Source organism: Microcystis flos-aquae FACHB-1344, from assembly GCF_014698375.1.
In the GTDB taxonomy this organism is placed as follows: Bacteria; Cyanobacteriota; Cyanobacteriia; order Cyanobacteriales; family Microcystaceae; genus Microcystis; species Microcystis aeruginosa.
Genome location: NZ_JACJSW010000111.1, coordinates 13972 through 31670, shown reverse-complemented (window position 1 = coordinate 31670; position 17699 = coordinate 13972). Strand labels below are relative to the sequence as shown.

26 protein-coding genes are annotated in these 17699 nt (G+C 43.5%); 13 read left to right on the top strand and 13 right to left on the bottom strand.

Features of this window, described 5'->3' with window-relative positions:
- Positions 1–6: 6 nt before the first annotated feature.
- The 6 genes from H6G48_RS09185 to obgE all read left to right on the top strand — a co-directional run bounded on the left by H6G48_RS09185 (position 7) and on the right by obgE (position 4554).
- Complete coding sequence (locus tag H6G48_RS09185) at positions 7–624, top strand: DUF3782 domain-containing protein (RefSeq protein WP_242034600.1); 618 nt, start codon at positions 7–9, stop codon at positions 622–624.
- A 113-nt stretch (positions 625–737) separates the two neighbouring features.
- On the top strand, positions 738–1430 hold the full coding sequence (locus tag H6G48_RS09180; protein WP_190721197.1) for a DUF3782 domain-containing protein: 693 nt from the start codon (positions 738–740) through the stop codon (positions 1428–1430).
- 107 nt (positions 1431–1537) lie between these two features.
- On the top strand, positions 1538–1732 hold the full coding sequence (locus tag H6G48_RS09175; protein WP_190721195.1) for a type II toxin-antitoxin system HicB family antitoxin: 195 nt from the start codon (positions 1538–1540) through the stop codon (positions 1730–1732).
- A complete protein-coding gene (locus H6G48_RS09170; protein ID WP_044034701.1) occupies positions 1729–1947 on the top strand; it encodes a type II toxin-antitoxin system HicA family toxin in 219 nt (72 codons plus the stop codon). Before H6G48_RS09175 ends, H6G48_RS09170 begins: the two co-directional genes overlap by 4 nt.
- 888 nt (positions 1948–2835) lie before the next feature.
- Entirely contained in the window at positions 2836–3057 is a 222-nt protein-coding gene (locus H6G48_RS09165; RefSeq protein ID WP_190721193.1) for a hypothetical protein, read from the top strand.
- A gap of 468 nt (positions 3058–3525) precedes the next feature.
- The gene (gene obgE / locus H6G48_RS09155) at positions 3526–4554 is read left to right on the top strand and encodes a GTPase ObgE (protein ID WP_190721191.1); all 1029 of its coding nucleotides are present in this window, start codon (positions 3526–3528) and stop codon (positions 4552–4554) included.
- 9 nt (positions 4555–4563) lie between these two features.
- On the opposite strand, the gene H6G48_RS09150 is transcribed toward obgE, so the two are convergent.
- The 9 genes from H6G48_RS09150 to purS all read right to left on the bottom strand — a co-directional run bounded on the left by H6G48_RS09150 (position 4564) and on the right by purS (position 10254).
- Positions 4564–4929 carry a KH domain-containing protein gene (locus H6G48_RS09150; protein WP_002736767.1) on the bottom strand — a complete coding sequence of 122 codons (366 nt, stop codon included), beginning with the start codon at positions 4927–4929 and terminating at the stop codon, positions 4564–4566.
- On the bottom strand, positions 4922–5170 hold the full coding sequence (rpsP, locus tag H6G48_RS09145) for a 30S ribosomal protein S16 (protein WP_002780060.1): 249 nt from the start codon (positions 5168–5170) through the stop codon (positions 4922–4924). The genes H6G48_RS09150 and rpsP overlap by 8 nt, the downstream gene beginning before the upstream one ends.
- Positions 5171–5262: 92 nt before the next feature.
- Positions 5263–5505: an HNH endonuclease gene (locus H6G48_RS09140; protein ID WP_002746947.1), complete on the bottom strand. Its 243-nt coding sequence runs from the start codon at positions 5503–5505 to the stop codon at positions 5263–5265.
- A 264-nt stretch (positions 5506–5769) separates the two neighbouring features.
- Positions 5770–6321, bottom strand: coding sequence for a KGK domain-containing protein (locus H6G48_RS09135; RefSeq protein ID WP_190721189.1), 552 nt, complete (start codon positions 6319–6321; stop codon positions 5770–5772).
- Between the two features lie 48 nt (positions 6322–6369).
- A complete protein-coding gene (locus tag H6G48_RS09130) occupies positions 6370–6780 on the bottom strand; it encodes a hypothetical protein (protein ID WP_242034598.1) in 411 nt (136 codons plus the stop codon).
- A 139-nt stretch (positions 6781–6919) separates the two neighbouring features.
- Positions 6920–7996: a dTDP-glucose 4,6-dehydratase gene (gene rfbB, locus H6G48_RS09125; RefSeq protein ID WP_190721200.1), complete on the bottom strand. Its 1077-nt coding sequence runs from the start codon at positions 7994–7996 to the stop codon at positions 6920–6922.
- Between the two features lie 46 nt (positions 7997–8042).
- A complete protein-coding gene (cdf31, locus tag H6G48_RS09120; protein WP_190721187.1) occupies positions 8043–8969 on the bottom strand; it encodes a CDF family zinc efflux transporter Cdf31 in 927 nt (308 codons plus the stop codon).
- A gap of 228 nt (positions 8970–9197) precedes the next feature.
- Complete coding sequence (purQ, locus tag H6G48_RS09115) at positions 9198–9884, bottom strand: phosphoribosylformylglycinamidine synthase subunit PurQ (RefSeq protein WP_190721185.1); 687 nt, start codon at positions 9882–9884, stop codon at positions 9198–9200.
- Between the two features lie 94 nt (positions 9885–9978).
- On the bottom strand, positions 9979–10254 hold the full coding sequence (purS, locus tag H6G48_RS09110) for a phosphoribosylformylglycinamidine synthase subunit PurS (protein WP_190721183.1): 276 nt from the start codon (positions 10252–10254) through the stop codon (positions 9979–9981).
- 31 nt (positions 10255–10285) lie between these two features.
- Between purS and H6G48_RS09105 the strand changes: the two genes are divergently transcribed.
- Positions 10286–10669, top strand: a complete 384-nt coding sequence (locus H6G48_RS09105) for a Fur family transcriptional regulator (RefSeq protein WP_190721181.1) — start codon at positions 10286–10288, stop codon at positions 10667–10669.
- 85 nt (positions 10670–10754) lie between these two features.
- Here H6G48_RS09105 and accD read toward each other — a convergent pair whose 3' ends face one another.
- From accD to H6G48_RS09090, 3 genes are all read right to left on the bottom strand, one after another.
- A complete protein-coding gene (gene accD, locus H6G48_RS09100) occupies positions 10755–11705 on the bottom strand; it encodes an acetyl-CoA carboxylase, carboxyltransferase subunit beta (protein ID WP_190721179.1) in 951 nt (316 codons plus the stop codon).
- A 19-nt stretch (positions 11706–11724) separates the two neighbouring features.
- Complete coding sequence (locus tag H6G48_RS09095; protein ID WP_190721178.1) at positions 11725–11874, bottom strand: hypothetical protein; 150 nt, start codon at positions 11872–11874, stop codon at positions 11725–11727.
- A gap of 101 nt (positions 11875–11975) precedes the next feature.
- Positions 11976–12785: a prepilin peptidase gene (locus tag H6G48_RS09090; RefSeq protein ID WP_190721177.1), complete on the bottom strand. Its 810-nt coding sequence runs from the start codon at positions 12783–12785 to the stop codon at positions 11976–11978.
- Positions 12786–13159: 374 nt separating this feature from the next.
- On the opposite strand from H6G48_RS09090, the gene H6G48_RS09085 reads away from it, so the two are divergent.
- The gene (locus tag H6G48_RS09085; RefSeq protein ID WP_190721176.1) at positions 13160–13462 is read left to right on the top strand and encodes a YkvA family protein; all 303 of its coding nucleotides are present in this window, start codon (positions 13160–13162) and stop codon (positions 13460–13462) included.
- 97 nt (positions 13463–13559) lie between these two features.
- Here H6G48_RS09085 and H6G48_RS09080 read toward each other — a convergent pair whose 3' ends face one another.
- Complete coding sequence (locus H6G48_RS09080; protein ID WP_190721175.1) at positions 13560–14219, bottom strand: phosphoribosyltransferase; 660 nt, start codon at positions 14217–14219, stop codon at positions 13560–13562.
- A 198-nt stretch (positions 14220–14417) separates the two neighbouring features.
- On the opposite strand from H6G48_RS09080, the gene H6G48_RS09075 reads away from it, so the two are divergent.
- From H6G48_RS09075 to H6G48_RS09055, 5 genes are all read left to right on the top strand, one after another.
- Entirely contained in the window at positions 14418–14903 is a 486-nt protein-coding gene (locus H6G48_RS09075; RefSeq protein WP_190721174.1) for a DUF4079 domain-containing protein, read from the top strand.
- Between the two features lie 188 nt (positions 14904–15091).
- The gene (locus H6G48_RS09070) at positions 15092–15430 is read left to right on the top strand and encodes a P-II family nitrogen regulator (RefSeq protein WP_002787863.1); all 339 of its coding nucleotides are present in this window, start codon (positions 15092–15094) and stop codon (positions 15428–15430) included.
- Positions 15431–16105: 675 nt separating this feature from the next.
- A complete protein-coding gene (rplC, locus tag H6G48_RS09065) occupies positions 16106–16744 on the top strand; it encodes a 50S ribosomal protein L3 (protein WP_190721173.1) in 639 nt (212 codons plus the stop codon).
- A gap of 20 nt (positions 16745–16764) precedes the next feature.
- Positions 16765–17397, top strand: a complete 633-nt coding sequence (rplD, locus tag H6G48_RS09060; RefSeq protein WP_158200256.1) for a 50S ribosomal protein L4 — start codon at positions 16765–16767, stop codon at positions 17395–17397.
- Positions 17387–17692, top strand: coding sequence for a 50S ribosomal protein L23 (locus H6G48_RS09055; RefSeq protein ID WP_002746599.1), 306 nt, complete (start codon positions 17387–17389; stop codon positions 17690–17692). Before rplD ends, H6G48_RS09055 begins: the two co-directional genes overlap by 11 nt.
- Positions 17693–17699 lie beyond the last annotated feature (7 nt).

Below are 17699 nucleotides of genomic sequence, written 5' to 3'. Positions count from 1 at the left end.
CTACTATTGAAGGAAGTCAGTCAACAACAGAAAGAAAACGCTCAACAACTCAAGGAAACTGACAAACAACTGAAGGAGACTGACCTACTATTGAAGGAAGTTAGTCAACAACAGAAGGAAAACGCCCAACAACTCAAGGAAACTGACCGACAACAGCAGAAAACTGACAAACAACTCAAAGAACTGGGCAAACAAATTGGGGGACTCGGTGCCAAATTCGGCAGCTTTACCGAAGGACTTGCTGTCCCCTCAATGGAAACGATTCTCAGACAACGGTTTGGTATGGAAGTGGTTAGTCCCAGTGTGCGAGTCAGTAAAAATGGACAACACCTAGAAATTGATGTCCTTGCCTATACCAATGGTGAGCTAAATACCGCCTATATCGTCGAGGTTAAAAGTCATGCCAGAGAAGAGTCTATTACACAATTAAAAAGTATTTTGCAACGGTTTCGCAGCTTTTTTCCTGAACACAAAGATAAAAAACTCTATGGCATATTAGCGGCGGTTCATGTATCCCCGGAATTACGGGAAAAAATTCTGCAAGAAGGGTTTTATGTGGCTCGGATTCATGACCAAGTATTTGAACTCGATATTCCCGATAATTTTCAACCTCAAATCTATTAAAACATCAAAGGCTATCGCTCTATCTTCCCCAAAGGAAAAAACACTCTCTTATTCATGAATCGGCCAAATTCAGTAAAATAGTAATAGACCAAATCAGAGAGAAAAAATCATCTATGACGACTACATCAGAAGACGTATGGCGAATCCTAGCCGAATTAGCAACTGCTCAAGCCGAATTAACTGCTGCTCAAAAAGAAACTGACAAACAACTCAAGGAAGTCAGTCAACAACAGAAAGAAAACGCTCAACAACTCAAGGAAACTGACAAACAACTGAAGGAGACTGACCTACTATTGAAGGAAGTTAGTCAGCAACAGAAGGAAAACGCTCAACAACAGAAGAAAACTGACAAACAACTCAAAGAATTAGGTCAGCAAATTGGGGGACTCGGTGCCAAATTCGGCAGCTTTACCGAAGGACTTGCCCTTCCCTCAATGGAAACGATTCTCAGGCAACGCTTTGGTATGGAAGTTGTTAGTCCCAGTGTGCGAGTCAGTAAAAATGGACAACACCTAGAAATTGATGTCCTTGCCTATACCAATGGTCAGCTAAATACCGCCTATATCGTCGAGGTTAAAAGTCATGCCAGAGAAGAGTCTATTACACAATTAAAAAGTATTTTGCAACGGTTTCGCAGCTTTTTTCCTGAACACAAAGATAAAAAACTCTATGGCATATTAGCGGCGGTTCATGTATCCCCGGAATTACGGGAAAAAATTCTGCAAGAAGGGTTTTATGTGGCTCGGATTCATGACCAAGTATTTGAACTCGATATTCCCGATAATTTTCAACCTCAAATCTATTAAAACCTCAAAGGCGAACGCTTTTCTCAGGGATAATGGACAATTATCAATACTTTATCTTTAATCAATTAGACCTTAGTATAAAAGTTACAAACTAACAGCCACTATTTATGCGCTATCAAGTTCGACTCAAACAAAGCGAAGAAGGTTATGCAATTTGGTGTCCCAGTTTACCCGGATGTTGGTCACAGGGAGACACTGAAGCAGAAGCTATAGAAAATATCAAAGAAGCGATACAAGACTATTTAGAGACAATTGAAGAATTAAACAAAGATACGGAAGTGCGTTATGTAGAAGTAGGATAAGTAGGCCAAAATTACCCAGAATTAATCATCTACGCACTGTTAATGCCTTTGAAAAAGCGGGATTCCGCATCACTAGACAGAGAAAACATATTACTATGACAAATGGAGAACAGACTATCACCATTCCACGAGCAAATCCGGTTAATGCTTATACAATGGCAGGGATTGTTAAAGAAGCGGGTTTAACTATCGAAGAATTCTTAAAATTACTCTAAAACTATTTCTAACCTGCCTTTAATCCTTCATTTTGGGGGACTGGTCGCCTTAAGAGAAGTGTATCAAGGTATTAGGGAAGTGAGTCGGTTGTGGTGGTGATTCTCCTCTCACTAATTAGGGTTTGCCTTACCCAATTGAATCAGCAGTCTGCTCCCCAGTGCCTTCGGCAAGCGCGGCAATCCGATAAAATAGTAAATCAGAACTTTGAGCTACTTGGTGATAGAGTTGATTAAAATTTAATTTCTTGTGTTCAACAAAGAAATATTGGCGATAGTGGTAATTAGCTAGATTGAACAGATTTTTTGACAAAAAAGCAGCTCGGTCAATTTCTGACCAGCAAGGATGGGATTTAGTATGATATGGCGTTCAACTAGCTTCATGTCTTGATTGTAGCTGATAACCCTCTCAAAATCTATCTCCCTTAAAAGCTACTTATTTTAACCATCTAGCTAGAGGGAGTCAGAAGGTTTCTGGAAATTTGAGGAGATTTAGAGAGAATTTTCGTTTCTGTATTTACCCCCTATTGCCAACCTCAAAGTTTAGTACAAAAGAATTATGCGGTCAGCTATAGGGCGATCGCTGAAAAGAAAAATTGACCCGATTTATTATCAAAATAAAATTTTATAATTGTTGTCTGTTAAAATAAAATTAAGAGGTTGAACTCTATTAGTTAGTCAAAGGTTCGGGGGACGAAGCTCCTCCCCTGACGGGGGGTTTAAGGCTGGGATTGAGTGATAAAATCGGAAGTAATGCCCAATTTTAGCAGAGAGTTTCCCTTTAAAAATCCCAACTCAGTAGATTGACAAAATGAGATGCACCCCCTGTTACCTCTTGTTCTTGGTCAAAGGATCGGCTAAGATGATGATAGACAATTTCCAGTTAAAGAGATGAATCAATTAAAACCCAAACTTGTCAATTATCCAGATTGGGATCGAAAAGAGCAAATTAAACGAAATCGTTCGGCTTTGGCTATCTTAGAACAAAGACGACAAAAACGGTCACAAATAACCGATAAGCAAGACCAAGAAATTTCCCAGTCTTTCCTCAATTTTCAGACTGGGATTGATAATGATCGTCCTTTGGGTTCAAAGCTTTATAGCCAAGGATGATTGTCTTTATCGATTCGGGGGTTTTGGGTTGATTAACTCATCCTAAAAAAGCGGGTAAACTGGGAAGATTGGCCTTATTCACTTTTGTCTAAGGGTGCTTATGTAGTTAGTTCCGATAGCTGTGATTATGAAGTCAGAAAAAGCCTATTATTAGAATCGGTCAAGAAAAATTCCTTTAATAGCTAGATAATTTAGATACCGAGGTGATGTTAGAATCGTCACAAATTTGGGTAGAAACTCGAAAGATTGGCCAACAAACGGCTGATAATTACAATATTGACGTAGATATTATTTTATTATTCTTGCTCATTGGCAGTTATTAAAAAAACAAGATCCGAGCCGTTATCTAGTCATCGCTACTACCAATGTCAAACATTTTCAGGGATTCGCAGAAGCTTTAAATTGGCAAGATGTTAACCTATAACAGCTTTGATCTTGAGCATTTTTTCACTTTAACTACTTAGTCTTATGCAGTTTATTGATCGCGCCGAAATAGAAGTAGAAGGGGGTAAGGGAGGTGATGGAATTGTCGCTTTTCGTCGGGAAAAATACGTCCCCGCCGGCGGTCCGGCCGGAGGTAATGGGGGAAAAGGTGGTTCGGTGATTTTCGTGGCGACTCAGAACCTGCAAACCCTGCTAGATTTCCAGTATAGTCGCTATTTTAAGGCCGATGACGGTAAACGGGGCGGCCCGAACAACTGCACGGGAGCCAACGGGAGCGATCGCATTATTCAAGTTCCCTGTGGTACAGTGGTTTATGATCTCGATAGCGAGGAAATTATCGGCGATTTGGTCACTCCCGAACAGACTTTAATCGTGGCTGCCGGGGGAAAAGGGGGATTAGGCAACCGCCACTTTTTAAGCAATAATAATCGCGCACCCGAATACGCCTTACCCGGTTTAGACGGGGAAAAACGCCATTTACGCCTAGAATTGAAGTTATTAGCGGAAGTGGGCATTATCGGGCTGCCCAATGCGGGAAAATCCACCCTAATCTCGGCCGTTTCCTCTGCTCGTCCCAAAATCGCCGATTATCCCTTTACGACTCTCATTCCTAACTTGGGAGTGGTACGCAAACCCACGGGAGACGGGACGGTATTCGCCGATATTCCTGGATTAATCGAGGGAGCGCACCTAGGAATCGGCTTAGGACACGAATTTTTGCGCCATATCGAACGCACACGCCTGTTAATTCATCTTGTCTCCTTGACAGCAGAAGACCCGATCGCCGATTATCAAATTATTCAAGGGGAATTAGCCGCCTATGGTCGGGAATTGGAAAAGCGATCGCAAATACTGGTTTTCAACAAAATTGATGCTGTGGACGAGGAAACGATAGATAACTACCAAAAGCAGTTTGCTAAAATAACCAATGCCGAGATTTTGACTATTTCCGCCGTGACGGGAGCCGGATTAACCACTTTACTCGCCAAAGTTTGGCAGCAATTAGAGCAACTGGAGAGGGTCGAGGATGAAACCCCTTCCCTGTTTTCCTAAAATCGCTCGTTAGTTGTTGAGCTGCCGGGGTGCGGGTGGTCGGCGATTGCTCGGTCTTCTTTCCGTACCTTCAAAGTTACCATTAGAACGACGGGTGCGGCGCTGTTCGCCTTCATTTTCGGCCGCATAGACTTCTAGATAAAGAGAGCGACCGGCATTTGCGGCCGCCATTTCTAGGGTAGTTCTAATCGCCTGTAAATTGCGTCCTCCCCGGCCGTAAACTTTGCCTTTATCGGCATCATCGAAGGCTACACGCACCCAAAGACGTTCATTTTCCTTACAGCGCTCGATATCCAATCTCAGACTGGCTGGATCTTCCAAAAACGGCTCGATCATAAATTTCACCAGTTCGAGATAATTGGGGGTACTAGGCATTGATTTTCTCGAAAATTTTCTGTTTGGTGAGAATGCCGCGCACGGTGTCCGTCGGTTGCGCTCCTTGTTGTAAGCGTCGGATAATCCCTTCTTCATCCAGACGCACTTCATCGGTGCGGGGATTGTAAAATCCTAATTCCTCTAGGGGACGACCATCGCGACGACTGGTGCTAACGGCCGCAACGATACGATAACTGGCTTCGCGTTTTTTACCAAAGCGTTTTAGACGTAATTTGATCATGGTTACTCAAAAATTCTCCTTTCCGATTCTAACTCATCCAGGCGGTATTTCCACAAGTGGCGATCGAGGAAAGGGTCGGCAGCCATTGGCTATTATTGAAAATAACGCCGAAAACGAGGGTCTAAATGGTCTTTTTTGCGGCGATTACAGGATAAACAAAGGGTTTGCAGGTTACTAATGTCGTTACTGCCACCTAAAGCTAAGGGGATTATATGATCTATGGAAAGTTGGGCTAATTTTTCGGGTTTACCGCAACTCTGACATTGATAATTATCCCTTTGATAAACATATTTTCTCACTTCGATCGGAATCGGTATTCTCGGAGTTTTTGCCATGATAATTACAGCAGTAGGCAGGATAGAGGTGATTGCTTTAATTTATTTGGTTCTTCGTTACTTAGTATGGTTCGATAGGGGAGCATAAATCGACTAAATCCTTATCTGGCAAGAGACTTAATTGATTAGTTCGCTCTAGATCAAAAACAATTGACAAAAATCGCCAAATGTCTTTCTCTATAAGAGTTTCATTCCTTATAATCCTGTACGTTGCATAAGACAAACCGAAGAGCCATTTATTTTCCTTATTATCTAATTAGGTTTTCAGGAGTTGAAGTTAGTTTTTTCTGAATTTTCTCGCAACATTTGCCGAATTTCCTCTAGGGGTGATTCTGGTTCCAGTGGGCTATTTTCGGGAATAAATTCTAGAGTAATTTTTATTTGACGAGTTTCATTGAAATGCTCAAATCCCTGTTTCTGTAATTCCCGCAGAAATTCGCCATCATAATCTGGACGTTCAGGTGTTTTTTTAGGCAGTTTTTCTAAAACACTAGAAAAAGTACATTCTCCATAAGTTTTAACTTTTCCTGTTCTCCAGTCTTTCTCCCCCACTATTAATAATTTACAATCCTTCCCTTCACTCGGATAATGAACCCATTCAATTTTATTAATTTGACCAAATAGAGAAGAACTATCTTGCATATCTGTTCGTAGTCTTTCATGGGAAGTATATTTGCCGATATAGTTTAAAAAATCTGCTTGGATTTTTTCCCTAAATTTTCTCACTAAAATAACTTCTTCATCTTCAAACATCAATACACTATTATCATCTTCGATAATGATTTTCCGAGAGTTGTTAAAAGTATCAAAATTCATTTTTTTGCTCCTTAATTATTCCCTATTCAATTATAATAACATACGAATTTACTCTAGGGGTGATTCTGGTTCCAGTGGGCTATTTTCAGGAATAAATTCTAGGATAATTTTAATTTGACGAGTTTCGTTTAAATACTCAAATTCCTGATTTTGTAATTCCCGCAGAAATTCGCCATCATAATCTGGACGTTCAGGTGTTTTTTTAGGCAGTTTTTCTAAAACACTAGAAAAAGTACATTCTCCATAAGTTTTAACTTTTCCTGTTCTCCAGTCTTTCTCCCCCCGTATTAATAATTTACAATCCTTCCCTTCACTCGGATAATGAACCCATTCAATTTTATTAATTTGACCAAATAGAGAAGACATATCTTGCATATATGTTCGTAGTCTTCCATGGGAAGTATATTTGCCGATATAGTTTAAAAAATCTGCTTGGATTTTTTCCCTAAATTTTCTCACTAAAATAACTTCTTCATTTTTTTTGAGATTTTCCTGTGATCTTAATCACTGAGAATTAAAATATTAATCTAGCTAAAGTAATAAGTGTGTTAGTTTTCGCTAACACACCCAAAATTAAGATTAGATTTTTTCCCCCTCTCTAACCGTAAACTTTCCCATAATACTCTTGATATTCTTTGGATAACAAAGGTTGCCACCAATCCCGATGATCGAGATACCATTGAATGGTTTTTCTTAATCCCCCCTCTACCGTTTCTTGAGGTTGCCAACCTAATTCAGTGCGAATTTTACTGGCATCAATAGCATACCGGCGATCATGTCCGGGGCGATCCTTGACAAAAGTAATTAAATTCTGAGCAGGTTTCACGGGTAAATCGGGAGCTAATTCATCCATTAAATCACATAACATCCTGACTAAATCGATATTTTTTACCTCATTATTTCCGCCAATATTATAGGTTTCTCCCGCTTTTCCCTTGTGAATAACTGTATCTAAAGCTTGACAATGATCCCGCACATATAACCAATCTCGAACATTTTGACCATCACCATAAACAGGTAAAGGTTTACCCAAAAGAATATTAATACACATCAAAGGAATTAACTTTTCGGGAAAATGATAGGAACCATAATTATTAGAGCAATTAGTAATAATTGTCGGCATTCCGTAGGTATGAAAATAAGCTCTCGCTAGATGATCACTCCCAGCTTTTGAAGCAGAATAGGGACTATTAGGAGCATAGGGAGTAGTTTCGGTAAAAGCCGGATCATCTACTCCTAAACTGCCATAAACCTCATCGGTGGAAACGTGCAGAAAACGATATTTATCGGGTTGGTGATTACTTAACCAATGTTGCCGAAAACTTTCTAATAGAGTAAAAGTTCCCACCACATTAGTTTGCACAAAAGCTCCAGGACCAAGAATCGATCGATCCACATGGGATTCGGCGGCAAAATGGGCAACTGTATCGATATTTTCACTGGCAAATAATTGATCAACTAAAGCTTGATCGCAGATATCCCCTTGCAGAAAACGAAAATTCTTTCTATCTTTCAGTGTCCCTAAATTATTCAAATTGCCTGCATAGGTAAGAGCATCGAGAACAATGACACGATCCTCAGGATAATTCTCGCACCAATGATGAACAAAATTCGAGCCGATAAATCCTGCTCCACCAGTAATTACTATGCTTCTAGCTTGATTTTCTGTCGCCATGGCCACCTCTAGCAAAAGTTCGCTACTTATTTTAGGCTTTTTTGCTTCACACTTCTTCATCAAAAGTGATCTGATCGGAGTGATAATCCGGCGGTTCAACGTGAATTAAAATTCTCACAGGGCTAAATTGTTGGGTTAATCTTGCTTCCACCGCTTCCGTGATTGCGTGAGCAGTTTCCACATCTTGAGCGGAGACAATTAGGTGCATTTCTATAAATACCTGTCTTCCTACCACTCCCCGAGATGCGATCGCATGACAATTAAGCACCCCCGGCACCTCCAGGACAATTTGATGAATCACCTCAGGAGCGATCGCCATTTCATCCACTAACAAAGGTAAATTCTCCATCAGGACTTTCCAACCACTGCCAAACACCAAAAAAGCGACGGGAAAGGACAAAATCACATCTAACCATTGTAATTGGGGAATATTAGCCGTATTGCCCACCCAAACCCCGACTAAACCCAATAAAACCGTAATTGTCACCCACACATCACTCATGGTATGACGAGCATCGGCAATCAAAATCGCACTACCGACACGCTGCCCCACCGATCTTTCATAATAGGTGACAAAAATATTCACCCCTAAAACGATAATTAATAGCCATAACTCAGGACCTGCAATCTCGACGGGTTTGCCTCCTTTGATAATACTCATGACCGCCCCTTGCAAGATTTCAAAACAGGCAATCCCCAAAAATGCAGCGATCGCTAAAGCTCCGATCGCTTCGTATTTCAGATGTCCGTAAGGATGATCTCGATCGGGATAGGGAGAGGAAAACCGCATCGCTACCAATCCCAAGACATTATTAGCACTATCGGTGACACTATGGAGAGCATCCGCTTGCAGACTTAAAGCACCAATCCTCAAACCCACCCCCGCTTTGATCGCCATAACCAAAATGTTCAGCAGTAGGGTGATCCAGAGAACCTTTTGGACGGTAGCCCGATTATCTTTTAAAACAGCCACAGGATTATCAGTTATCAGTTATCAGTTATCAGGGAAATTTCAACTAAAACCCCAAAACCCCAAAAACCCAACTACTTGAGGGTTGAAAAAGGGCAAAAATAAGGATTAAATTGCCTAAAGTCGGTAAATAGACCATTTAATTGATTATTATTCATTTTTAATTCTCCTGACTCCTGACGACCGGCTACTGACCCTAACAACAATTTTTGATTTTTACAAGAGGTCTAGTCAACAACAATTGATCAACTCCTGAAATAACAGACTCCCATCGGTCAAATTGAGCATCCGATCGGCGGCGCGTTCGGGATGAGGCATCATTCCTAGCACATTTCCTGCTTTATTGGTAATTCCTGCAATATTATTTAACGAACCGTTAGGATTTCCCGACTCATTTGCCTCTCCTGTGGCAGTACAGTAACGAAAGAGAATTTGTCCGTTATCCTCCAGAGATTTTAACGTATCTTCTGCGGCATAATAACGCCCTTCCCCGTGGGCAATCGGCAAATTAAGCACCTGTTGCGGTTGATAACCTCGCGTCCAGACAGATTGATTATTTTCCACTTTTACCGGCACTCGATCGCAGATAAAATGTAAATCGCGATTACGAATTAACGCACCGGGTAGCAGCCCAATTTCCGTTAATACCTGAAAACCGTTACAGATGCCTAAAACTAATTTACCTTTTTCGGCTTCTTCTCGGACAGTTTTCATCGCTGGCGAAAACCGAGCGATCGCACCACAGCGCAAATAATCGCCGTAACTAAATCCCCCCGGCACCACAATCACATCCAAATCCCCTAAATCCGTCTCTTGATGCCAAATATAGCGGGTAGGTTGCTGAAAAATCCCCTCCGTCACCGTTGCCACATCTCGATCGCAATTCGATCCGGGGAAAACAATAATCCCAAACTTCATAATTTTTAACTTGGTTAATTCATTGTGCAGAAAGCTCTCATCAGATGGGTGTCAGGGTGTTGGAGTTAGTTGAATTTACCCATTTCCCTAATCCCTATCCCCTATCCCCTATCTCCTGACAATGCAAATCAAAGCGATAATTTTCAATCACAGGATTAGCCAATAGTTGATCGCACATTTGATCCAATTGTTCGCGGGCGCTGGTTTCATCCGCTGCTGCCACGGTAAGCTCAATATACTTACCAATTCGCACCCCAGCCACAGTATCATAACCTAATTGTTTTAATCCCGATTCTACCGCCGTACCCGCCGGATCGAGAACCGAAGGGCGCAGGGTAACATAAATACAGCACTGATAATTTTTTGGCATAGAATTAATTTTGATCGCTGACCTTTTTGATATGAAACCCCAACGCACCCGATCGCAAGAGCGCATTATCCACTTACTCAAAACCTTAAATCGGGCAGTATCCGCTCAGGAATTGTTTGTGGAACTCCGTCAGCGTGACCAAAATATGGGGTTAGCCACTGTTTACCGCGCCCTAGAATCCCTAAAACTACAGGGTGCAGTGCAGGTGAGAACCCTAGCCACAGGAGAATCCCTCTACAGTTCCCTTCAGCAGGATCAACACCATCTTACCTGTATTCATTGCGGTCGGTCTATCGTCTTTAATGAGTGTCCCGTTCACGAATTGGCAGAAAAACTCGAAAAATCCCATCAATTTAAGGTTTATTACCACACTCTCGAATTTTTTGGACTTTGCGATCATTGTCAACCCAGTTAAGTAAGCTGTACTACATTTAAACTGCCGATCGGGAAATTTTAGTACAAATGCTCAGACTTTCCACTCCAGTGCCGTCTTACACAGATTAAACTGTTGTTTGACCTTGGGCTGTTTTCAGAGGGATTAACTCCGGTTGACTGTATGGATGATGACTGTTGAGGGGGGATAACAAGGGGAAAAAGGGCTGATGTAAACTAATTAATTGAGCGAGAGTTTTTTTGAGATGGGTACGGGGAACGATCGCATCGACAAACCCGTGTTTTAACAAGTATTCCGATGTTTGGAAACCTTCCGGTAATTTCTCGCGCAAAGTCTGTTCAATTACCCGTTTACCGGCAAAACCGATAGTAGCCTTTGGTTCGGCGATAATAATATCTCCCAACATGGCAAAACTGGCCGTGACTCCTCCCGTGGTGGGATTAGTCAAGACGGGAATATAGAGTAATTTTGCTTCTCGATGCCGGTTAAGGGCACCAGAAATCTTGGCCATCTGCATTAAACTTAACATTCCTTCCTGCATTCTCGCCCCGCCAGAAGCGCAGATAATCACCAGGGGTAAACTTTCATCGGTAGCGCGTTCCGTCAAACGACAGAGTTTTTCTCCCACCACCGATCCCATGCTACCCCCCATAAAACGGAAGTCCATCACCCCTAAAGCTAAGGGTAAACCATCGATCGTCCCCGTTCCCGTCCGGACAGCATCCGTCAGTCCGGTTTTTTCTTGGGTTTCCCGCAGGCGATCGCTATAACTTTTACGATCGCGAAATTTGAGCGGATCCGTCGGTCGAATCTGTTCATCGAGGCAATTCCAAGTATTAGCATCCACTAACTGGCGAATTCTTTCTTCACTTTCCACCCGATTATGATGACCGCAATCGAGACAAACCAGTTGATTAGCTAATAAATCCTTCGTATAGGCCAAAACGCCGCAATTTGGGCATTTTGTCCATAGACCATCGGCTATTTCTCGTTCCTGTTGTTGTTGAACCTTGGGTTCTGTTTTTTGGCGATTTGCAAACCAATCAAATAGAGACATAGTTTAAAATAAAGACAATTTATCGACTTTCCTCTAGAGGACTTAATAACAAAAGTGCTGTCCAGCGATCTTGGGGACGCACTTGTAGGGCGGCCTGATGCCCCTGGCCGCAATAAATACCAAGGCCAATAGCGATAACGGGACTGGGGATGTGGTGAGCTTTGAGCATTTCCTGTAGCCAATCGGCTTACCCTAGACTGGGGGTTGTTCTAATGGTGATCCAAGACACGGAAGACTATTGTATCAAGATTTAATTACAAGATAGCTTTTTTACAACAAAGGGAAAAAAATGGTTTGATAGGCTGAGATGATCTTATCACTCCAAAAGACACTCATCAGAGCGCCGAGGGCAAGAAGTGGGCCGAAGGGTATAGCTTGTCTTTTTGCCATTTTACCCAGAAAAATGCCCGTCATACCGATCACCGCCCCAATAGCGCAGGCCAGAAAACCGGTGACTAATAATGCTTGCCATCCTAACCAAGCACCGATCATGGCCGCTAATTTGGCATCTCCTCCCCCCATGGCCTGCTGTCTGAGGGCAAAACTTCCCCCCCACCGGATCAGATCAAATAACCAGACTCCTAAAACCGCACTAGAGATCGCTGAAAAGAGATAGATAACACTTTGATTATTTTGCCAACCTAAAAGAGTTTGGAAAACTATCCCTAAAACTAATCCCGATTGGGTGAGGCAGTTGGGAAGCGTCATCGTGTCAAAATCAATCAAAGCTAAAGCTAATAACCAACTGAGGAGAATCCAATAGCCGAGGGTCTGCCAAGAAAAGCTAAAATCTCCTAAAACCAGACAAAATAATAAACCAGTAAAAGTTTCGATCGCTGGATAACGGACAGAAATCGCGGTTCTACACCAGCGACAGCGACCCCCTAGCCATAACCAGCCTAAAACAGGTATATTCTCGCTTTTACCTAACCTATGGTGACATTTCGGACAGTGGGAAGGGGGATAAACTAGAGATATCCCCTTAGGTAATCTATAGATGACCACGTTTAAAAAACTGCCCACCGAGGCACCAAAAGCGAAGACAAAGGCAAAAGTAACTAGATGAAAGAGGGTTTCCATCCTTACACTGGCAGATAATTGATTAGTTTGTTATCGCCTATTATAGGGGATAAAGATGCCACTATCTCCCCTCTTAAGCATCCAGTAATAAGCTGTTCATAATTTAAATTGCTTGTTGAGACGAGGCGAGAGACACTCTGGCAAGAGGCAACAGTAAAGGGATTGGAGGAAATTCGGCTGATCATTAAGAATAAGCGGTTTAAATACGTCTTAGCTTAATAATTCAGGCTCATCCCTAAAGGTGAATTTTCTTCTGGGCTTTTTTTTTTGATTAATTAGCGGATATCACCCTAGATAATGGGGGTAAAACCTCACTATCAGCCCCGGGGACAACCTGACAAAATTAAATTATCGCCGTCAACGAGGACAAATTAATGAAACCGATTGTTGAATCTTTTTACAACTGGTACAGCAGCAAAATCACTCACCCCCAATATCGTTGGATTATCATTCTGGGAACTATGGTTTATCTGTTTAGCCCCCTCGATATTTCTCCTGACGTTTTCCCGATTATTGGTTGGATCGATGATGGTATTGTCCTCACCCTTTTAACCACGGAATTATCGCGATTAGTTCTTGATTATCGCAATCGCCGTCCGGGAGGAGTCAAGAATCAAACCGAGGTTTCTTCCCCAACCAATGCCGTTGATACCGATGCCGTAGAAGTCAGAAGTTAGACTTCGTAAGTCTCAATTCTGACTTCTGAATTCAGGAGATTGCTGTTATTTATTCTCCCCACTACCCCACTACCCCACTCCCCCACTTCCTAATTCCCTAAACTTGAATCAAAGAACTATCGACGGTGGCTAAAAGTGTTTGCACTTCCTCATCGCTGGTTTGGGAAAAATCTTCGTACCAAAGAGAAATCGATCTCAATTCGTAGGGTTTATGTAGGCAAATTACTCGATCGACTAATTTTTCTAATTGCTCACAGACTTCCACAGGGGCAATAGGAACAGCAATAATAATAGCAGCGGGGTTTCTAGCTTTCAGGGTCAGAATCGCCGCTTTAATCGTTGCTCCCGTAGCGATCCCATCATCTACTAGAATAATCGTTTTTCCCGTCAGGGCCGGAAAGGGTCGCTCCCCTCGATACAAGCGATCGCGTCGCTCTAATTCGATCATTTCTTCCTTTGCTACCCGTTCCATCATCGCCTCCGATAGGTGCAAGTCGTCAACGATACTTTCATTGATTACCCGCACACCATTTTGACCGATCGCCCCAAAAGCTAACTCTTTGCGCTCCGGTACACCTAATTTTCGCACTAAACACAGATCTAGCGGTAAATGTAACCTTTGGGCAATTTCAAAGGCGATCGGAACCCCACCCCGGGGCAAAGCCAAAACTAGCACCCCAGCACTATTGGTATATTCTGTCAAGTAACTAGCTAATAGTCTCCCTGCTGATCGCCGATCTTTGAGCAGATAAGTCATAACTCCCTCCTAGGGGCTAATCCCCGTGGGGATCCCTAGTCTCCCCTGACTTTATTCTATATTTCTCCGCTAATCTCTAGCTGAAATGTTAAGAAATTTAGCGAAGGCTTGACATTTTTTCGGCTAACCGCAGTTTTTCTAGGCCAGAGATCGGCTAAAATCTTAGGCGAGAGGGTTTTGTAAAGTTAGGTAACAAACATGAATCAAAGTTTAAGTGATGCGCTAGAGCCGATCGCCGCTGCCTTTCGCGGTCTCGGAACTCCCGAACCGATCGTTCATTGGGGACATCCAGTCATGATGGGGATCGTGGTTTTAGTTATGGGTAGTTATACTGCCTATGCCGGTTGGCAAAGCCGTTTAAGCAAAGATGGGGAAGTAGTGGCCAAAAATCGGGCTGATCACCGCAAACTCGCCCCCTGGCTGTTTTTATTTATCGCTCTCGGTTACACTGGCGGTATTTTATCCCTAGTCATGCAGAAACATCCAATCCTCGAAAGCAGCCATTTCTGGACAGGATCGGTCGCAATCGGTTTATTAGCTTTCAATGGATTATTGTCCCTCACTGGCTTCGCTGGCGGGAAAAAAGAACTTTTCCAGACTATTCACGCCTATATCGGCAGTATTGCCCTGATTTTACTGCTAGTTCACGGTGTTTTCGGTCTTCAGTTGGGATTATCTCTCTAGTTGGTTTATTTATGGCTTCGGGTGGGCTATTTCCCACCCAGAAATTTTTCACCGCAGAAGACTGTGGCCAAGGACAATAATTGAAGAAATTATGACTTTAAGCACTATTCTTGGGATTCCGAGTTTAGAATTAACAGGTAATTTACCAAGAAAGTAAAGTATCGTCACGCAACGAGGAGATAGATATTTTGAAGAAAGTAGAAGCGATTATCCGACCCTTTAAACTTGAAGAGGTGAAAATCGCCCTAGTTAATGCGGGCATTGTCGGGATGACCGTCTCCGAAGTTAGAGGTTTCGGTCGTCAGAAAGGTCAATCGGAACGTTATCGCGGTTCCGAGTACACCGTCGAATTTCTCCAAAAACTCAAGATCGAGATCGTCGTCGAAGATAAGCAAGTCGATATGGTCGTCGATAAGCTGATTTCGGCAGCCCGTACCGGTGAAATCGGAGACGGTAAAATCTTCATCTCCCCCGTGGAACAGATCGTCCGCATCCGTACCGGCGAAAAAGATCTCGAAGCGATTTAACCTCCAAACAAGGGATGATAGTACAATGCTGTCATCCCCCCCCCATTGAAGGCAATTCCCATCAAGCAGTGTAACCTAATTTGATATCGACCACCAACGACCGATTCCCCCAAACAAAAACTTTGTACCTCACCATTAAGATAACAAAGGCAGGGGGCAGTCCCGATGCCAAAGTTGGCACCGCCAAGCCTGAAAATATTCTGATCCTAAATCCGGTTATTAAAAACTGATTATTTATTCCCCCTTCATCGCTGCTGAAGACCGCCGAACGGTACAAATAATTTGACCAGACTAGATATGATCATTTCCGGTGACTAAAAAAACCTCTTGCCTAAAAAGGCACAAATATTATATAATGTTTGATCGTGGCCAAAATCGGTGTTAGGTGGTGCTGAAGGCACTGCCAAGCAGAACCGCCTTGGTCGCTCGGTCTTCGCCGGGATACTGAAGATAAACCCTTTAAGTCCCGAAGAAACAAAGACCAGCAACAATCTAGGCAGAACCAGCAAACCTGTCTAGTCTTACTTACGAATTTAACGGGATGCCAGCTTAAATAACTCGAAAAAAGTCATTCAAGTTGGGCAGGCTGATAAAGTGGGAAAAATCTTTCCCGCTCCTATAGCCACGGCCACGTTATTTTTGATTGTCGTCTAGTAAAGATAAAGAGAACAATCCGTGTCTATCGGTATCCTCGGTACAAAACTGGGCATGACCCAAATCTTCGACAACAAAACGGGAGTCGCCATTCCCGTCACCGTCGTTCAAGCAGGTCCTTGTCCCGTCACCCAAGTCAAAACTAAAAAAACCGACGGTTATGAATCCATCCAAGTGGGATACAAAACCGTCAAAGAAAAAGCCCTCAACAAACCGCTGCTCGGTCATTTAGCCAAAGCCGGTGTCTCCCCCCTGCGGCATTTAATCGAATACCGCCTCGAGGACGCATCCGCTTACACTTTAGGCCAAGAAATTACCGCCGCTATCTTCCAAGAAGGCGATTTAGTCGATGTGGCTGGAACCACCATCGGACGGGGTTTCTCCGGCTATCAAAAACGCCATAACTTCAAGCGCGGTAACATGACCCACGGTTCCAAAAACCACCGTCTCCCCGGTTCCACCGGTGCCGGTACTACCCCCGGTCGCGTCTTCCCGGGTAAGAGAATGGCTGGACAATACGGAGCAACCCAAGTTACCATCCGCAAATTGTCCGTGGTCAAAATCGATAGCGAACGCCACCTGATCCTGATCAAAGGAGCCGTCCCGGGCAAACCAGGAACCCTGTTAAACATCACCCCCGCCAAGAAATTTGGTAAATAGGGCAAGGAAAGATTAAAGCCATGGTTAACTACACAGTCAAAAATTGGCAAGGGGAAGAAGCGGGAACAGGCACCCTGGAACTGAAAACCGCTAAACCAGAAACCGCCAAACACCTAATTCACCGCGTCGTCGTCAGCCATCTAGCGGCGGCCCGCCAAGGTAACGCCTCCAGCAAAACCCGCTCGGAAGTGCGCGGCGGTGGTCGCAAACCCTGGCGGCAAAAAGGCACCGGTCGCGCCCGGGCCGGTTCGATCCGTTCTCCCCTCTGGCGTGGTGGCGGTGTCATCTTCGGACCGAAACCGAGAGATTTTGAAGTTAAGGTCAATCGCAAAGAGAAAAGATTAGCCCTGAGAACCGCTTTGATCGGCCAGGCCGATAACTTTATCGTGGTTGAAAGCTTCGCCGAACAATTCTCCCAACCCAAAACCAAAGAACTCACCGCTGCCTTAAGTCGCTGGGGAGCCAGTCCAGAGGAAAAAATTCTGCTGATTTTGACGGAAATTCCCGAAAATGTCTATTTATCGGGACGTAATATCTGCAATCTCAAAATTATTCGCGCCGATAGTCTCAACGTCTATGATGTCATCCTAGCCGATCGAGTTATCGCCACCGCCGCAGCCCTAGCCAAAATTGAGGAGGTCTATGGTGCTTAAAACTGAAGCCAGGCAACTCGCCGATCTGATCCTAAAGCCGATCGTCACCGAGAAAGCCACCCTGCTCCTAGAACAAAATAAGTACGTCTTCGATGTCGCCTTGAAAGCGACCAAGCCGGAAATTCAAGCGGCGATCGAATTGTTGTTTGACGTGAAAGTAACGAAAGTAAACACCAGCCGCCCCTCTCGTCAGAAAAAACGCGTCGGCCGTTTCCTCGGTTACAAACCCCAATACAAACGCGCCATCGTGACCCTAGCGGAAGGCGACTCGATCGCCCTCTATCCCGACGTATAACCACCAA

Bases quoted from the DNA above. Each gene is read 5' to 3' on its own strand.
- H6G48_RS09180 (WP_190721197.1), top strand. From the start codon at position 738: ATGACGACTACATCAGAAGACGTATGGCGAATCCTAGCCGAATTAGCA.
- H6G48_RS09175 (WP_190721195.1), top strand. From the start codon at position 1,538: ATGCGCTATCAAGTTCGACTCAAACAAAGCGAAGAAGGTTATGCAATT.
- H6G48_RS09165 (WP_190721193.1), top strand. From the start codon at position 2,836: ATGAATCAATTAAAACCCAAACTTGTCAATTATCCAGATTGGGATCGA.
- obgE (WP_190721191.1), top strand. From the start codon at position 3,526: ATGCAGTTTATTGATCGCGCCGAAATAGAAGTAGAAGGGGGTAAGGGA.
- H6G48_RS09150 (WP_002736767.1), bottom strand. From the start codon at position 4,929: ATGCCTAGTACCCCCAATTATCTCGAACTGGTGAAATTTATGATCGAG.
- rpsP (WP_002780060.1), bottom strand. From the start codon at position 5,170: ATGATCAAATTACGTCTAAAACGCTTTGGTAAAAAACGCGAAGCCAGT.
- H6G48_RS09140 (WP_002746947.1), bottom strand. From the start codon at position 5,505: ATGGCAAAAACTCCGAGAATACCGATTCCGATCGAAGTGAGAAAATAT.
- H6G48_RS09135 (WP_190721189.1), bottom strand. From the start codon at position 6,321: ATGAATTTTGATACTTTTAACAACTCTCGGAAAATCATTATCGAAGAT.
- rfbB (WP_190721200.1), bottom strand. From the start codon at position 7,996: ATGGCGACAGAAAATCAAGCTAGAAGCATAGTAATTACTGGTGGAGCA.
- purQ (WP_190721185.1), bottom strand. From the start codon at position 9,884: ATGAAGTTTGGGATTATTGTTTTCCCCGGATCGAATTGCGATCGAGAT.
- purS (WP_190721183.1), bottom strand. From the start codon at position 10,254: ATGCCAAAAAATTATCAGTGCTGTATTTATGTTACCCTGCGCCCTTCG.
- H6G48_RS09105 (WP_190721181.1), top strand. From the start codon at position 10,286: ATGAAACCCCAACGCACCCGATCGCAAGAGCGCATTATCCACTTACTC.
- accD (WP_190721179.1), bottom strand. From the start codon at position 11,705: ATGTCTCTATTTGATTGGTTTGCAAATCGCCAAAAAACAGAACCCAAG.
- H6G48_RS09095 (WP_190721178.1), bottom strand. From the start codon at position 11,874: ATGCTCAAAGCTCACCACATCCCCAGTCCCGTTATCGCTATTGGCCTT.
- H6G48_RS09090 (WP_190721177.1), bottom strand. From the start codon at position 12,785: ATGGAAACCCTCTTTCATCTAGTTACTTTTGCCTTTGTCTTCGCTTTT.
- H6G48_RS09085 (WP_190721176.1), top strand. From the start codon at position 13,160: ATGAAACCGATTGTTGAATCTTTTTACAACTGGTACAGCAGCAAAATC.
- H6G48_RS09080 (WP_190721175.1), bottom strand. From the start codon at position 14,219: ATGACTTATCTGCTCAAAGATCGGCGATCAGCAGGGAGACTATTAGCT.
- H6G48_RS09075 (WP_190721174.1), top strand. From the start codon at position 14,418: ATGAATCAAAGTTTAAGTGATGCGCTAGAGCCGATCGCCGCTGCCTTT.
- rplD (WP_158200256.1), top strand. From the start codon at position 16,765: ATGGTTAACTACACAGTCAAAAATTGGCAAGGGGAAGAAGCGGGAACA.
- H6G48_RS09055 (WP_002746599.1), top strand. From the start codon at position 17,387: ATGGTGCTTAAAACTGAAGCCAGGCAACTCGCCGATCTGATCCTAAAG.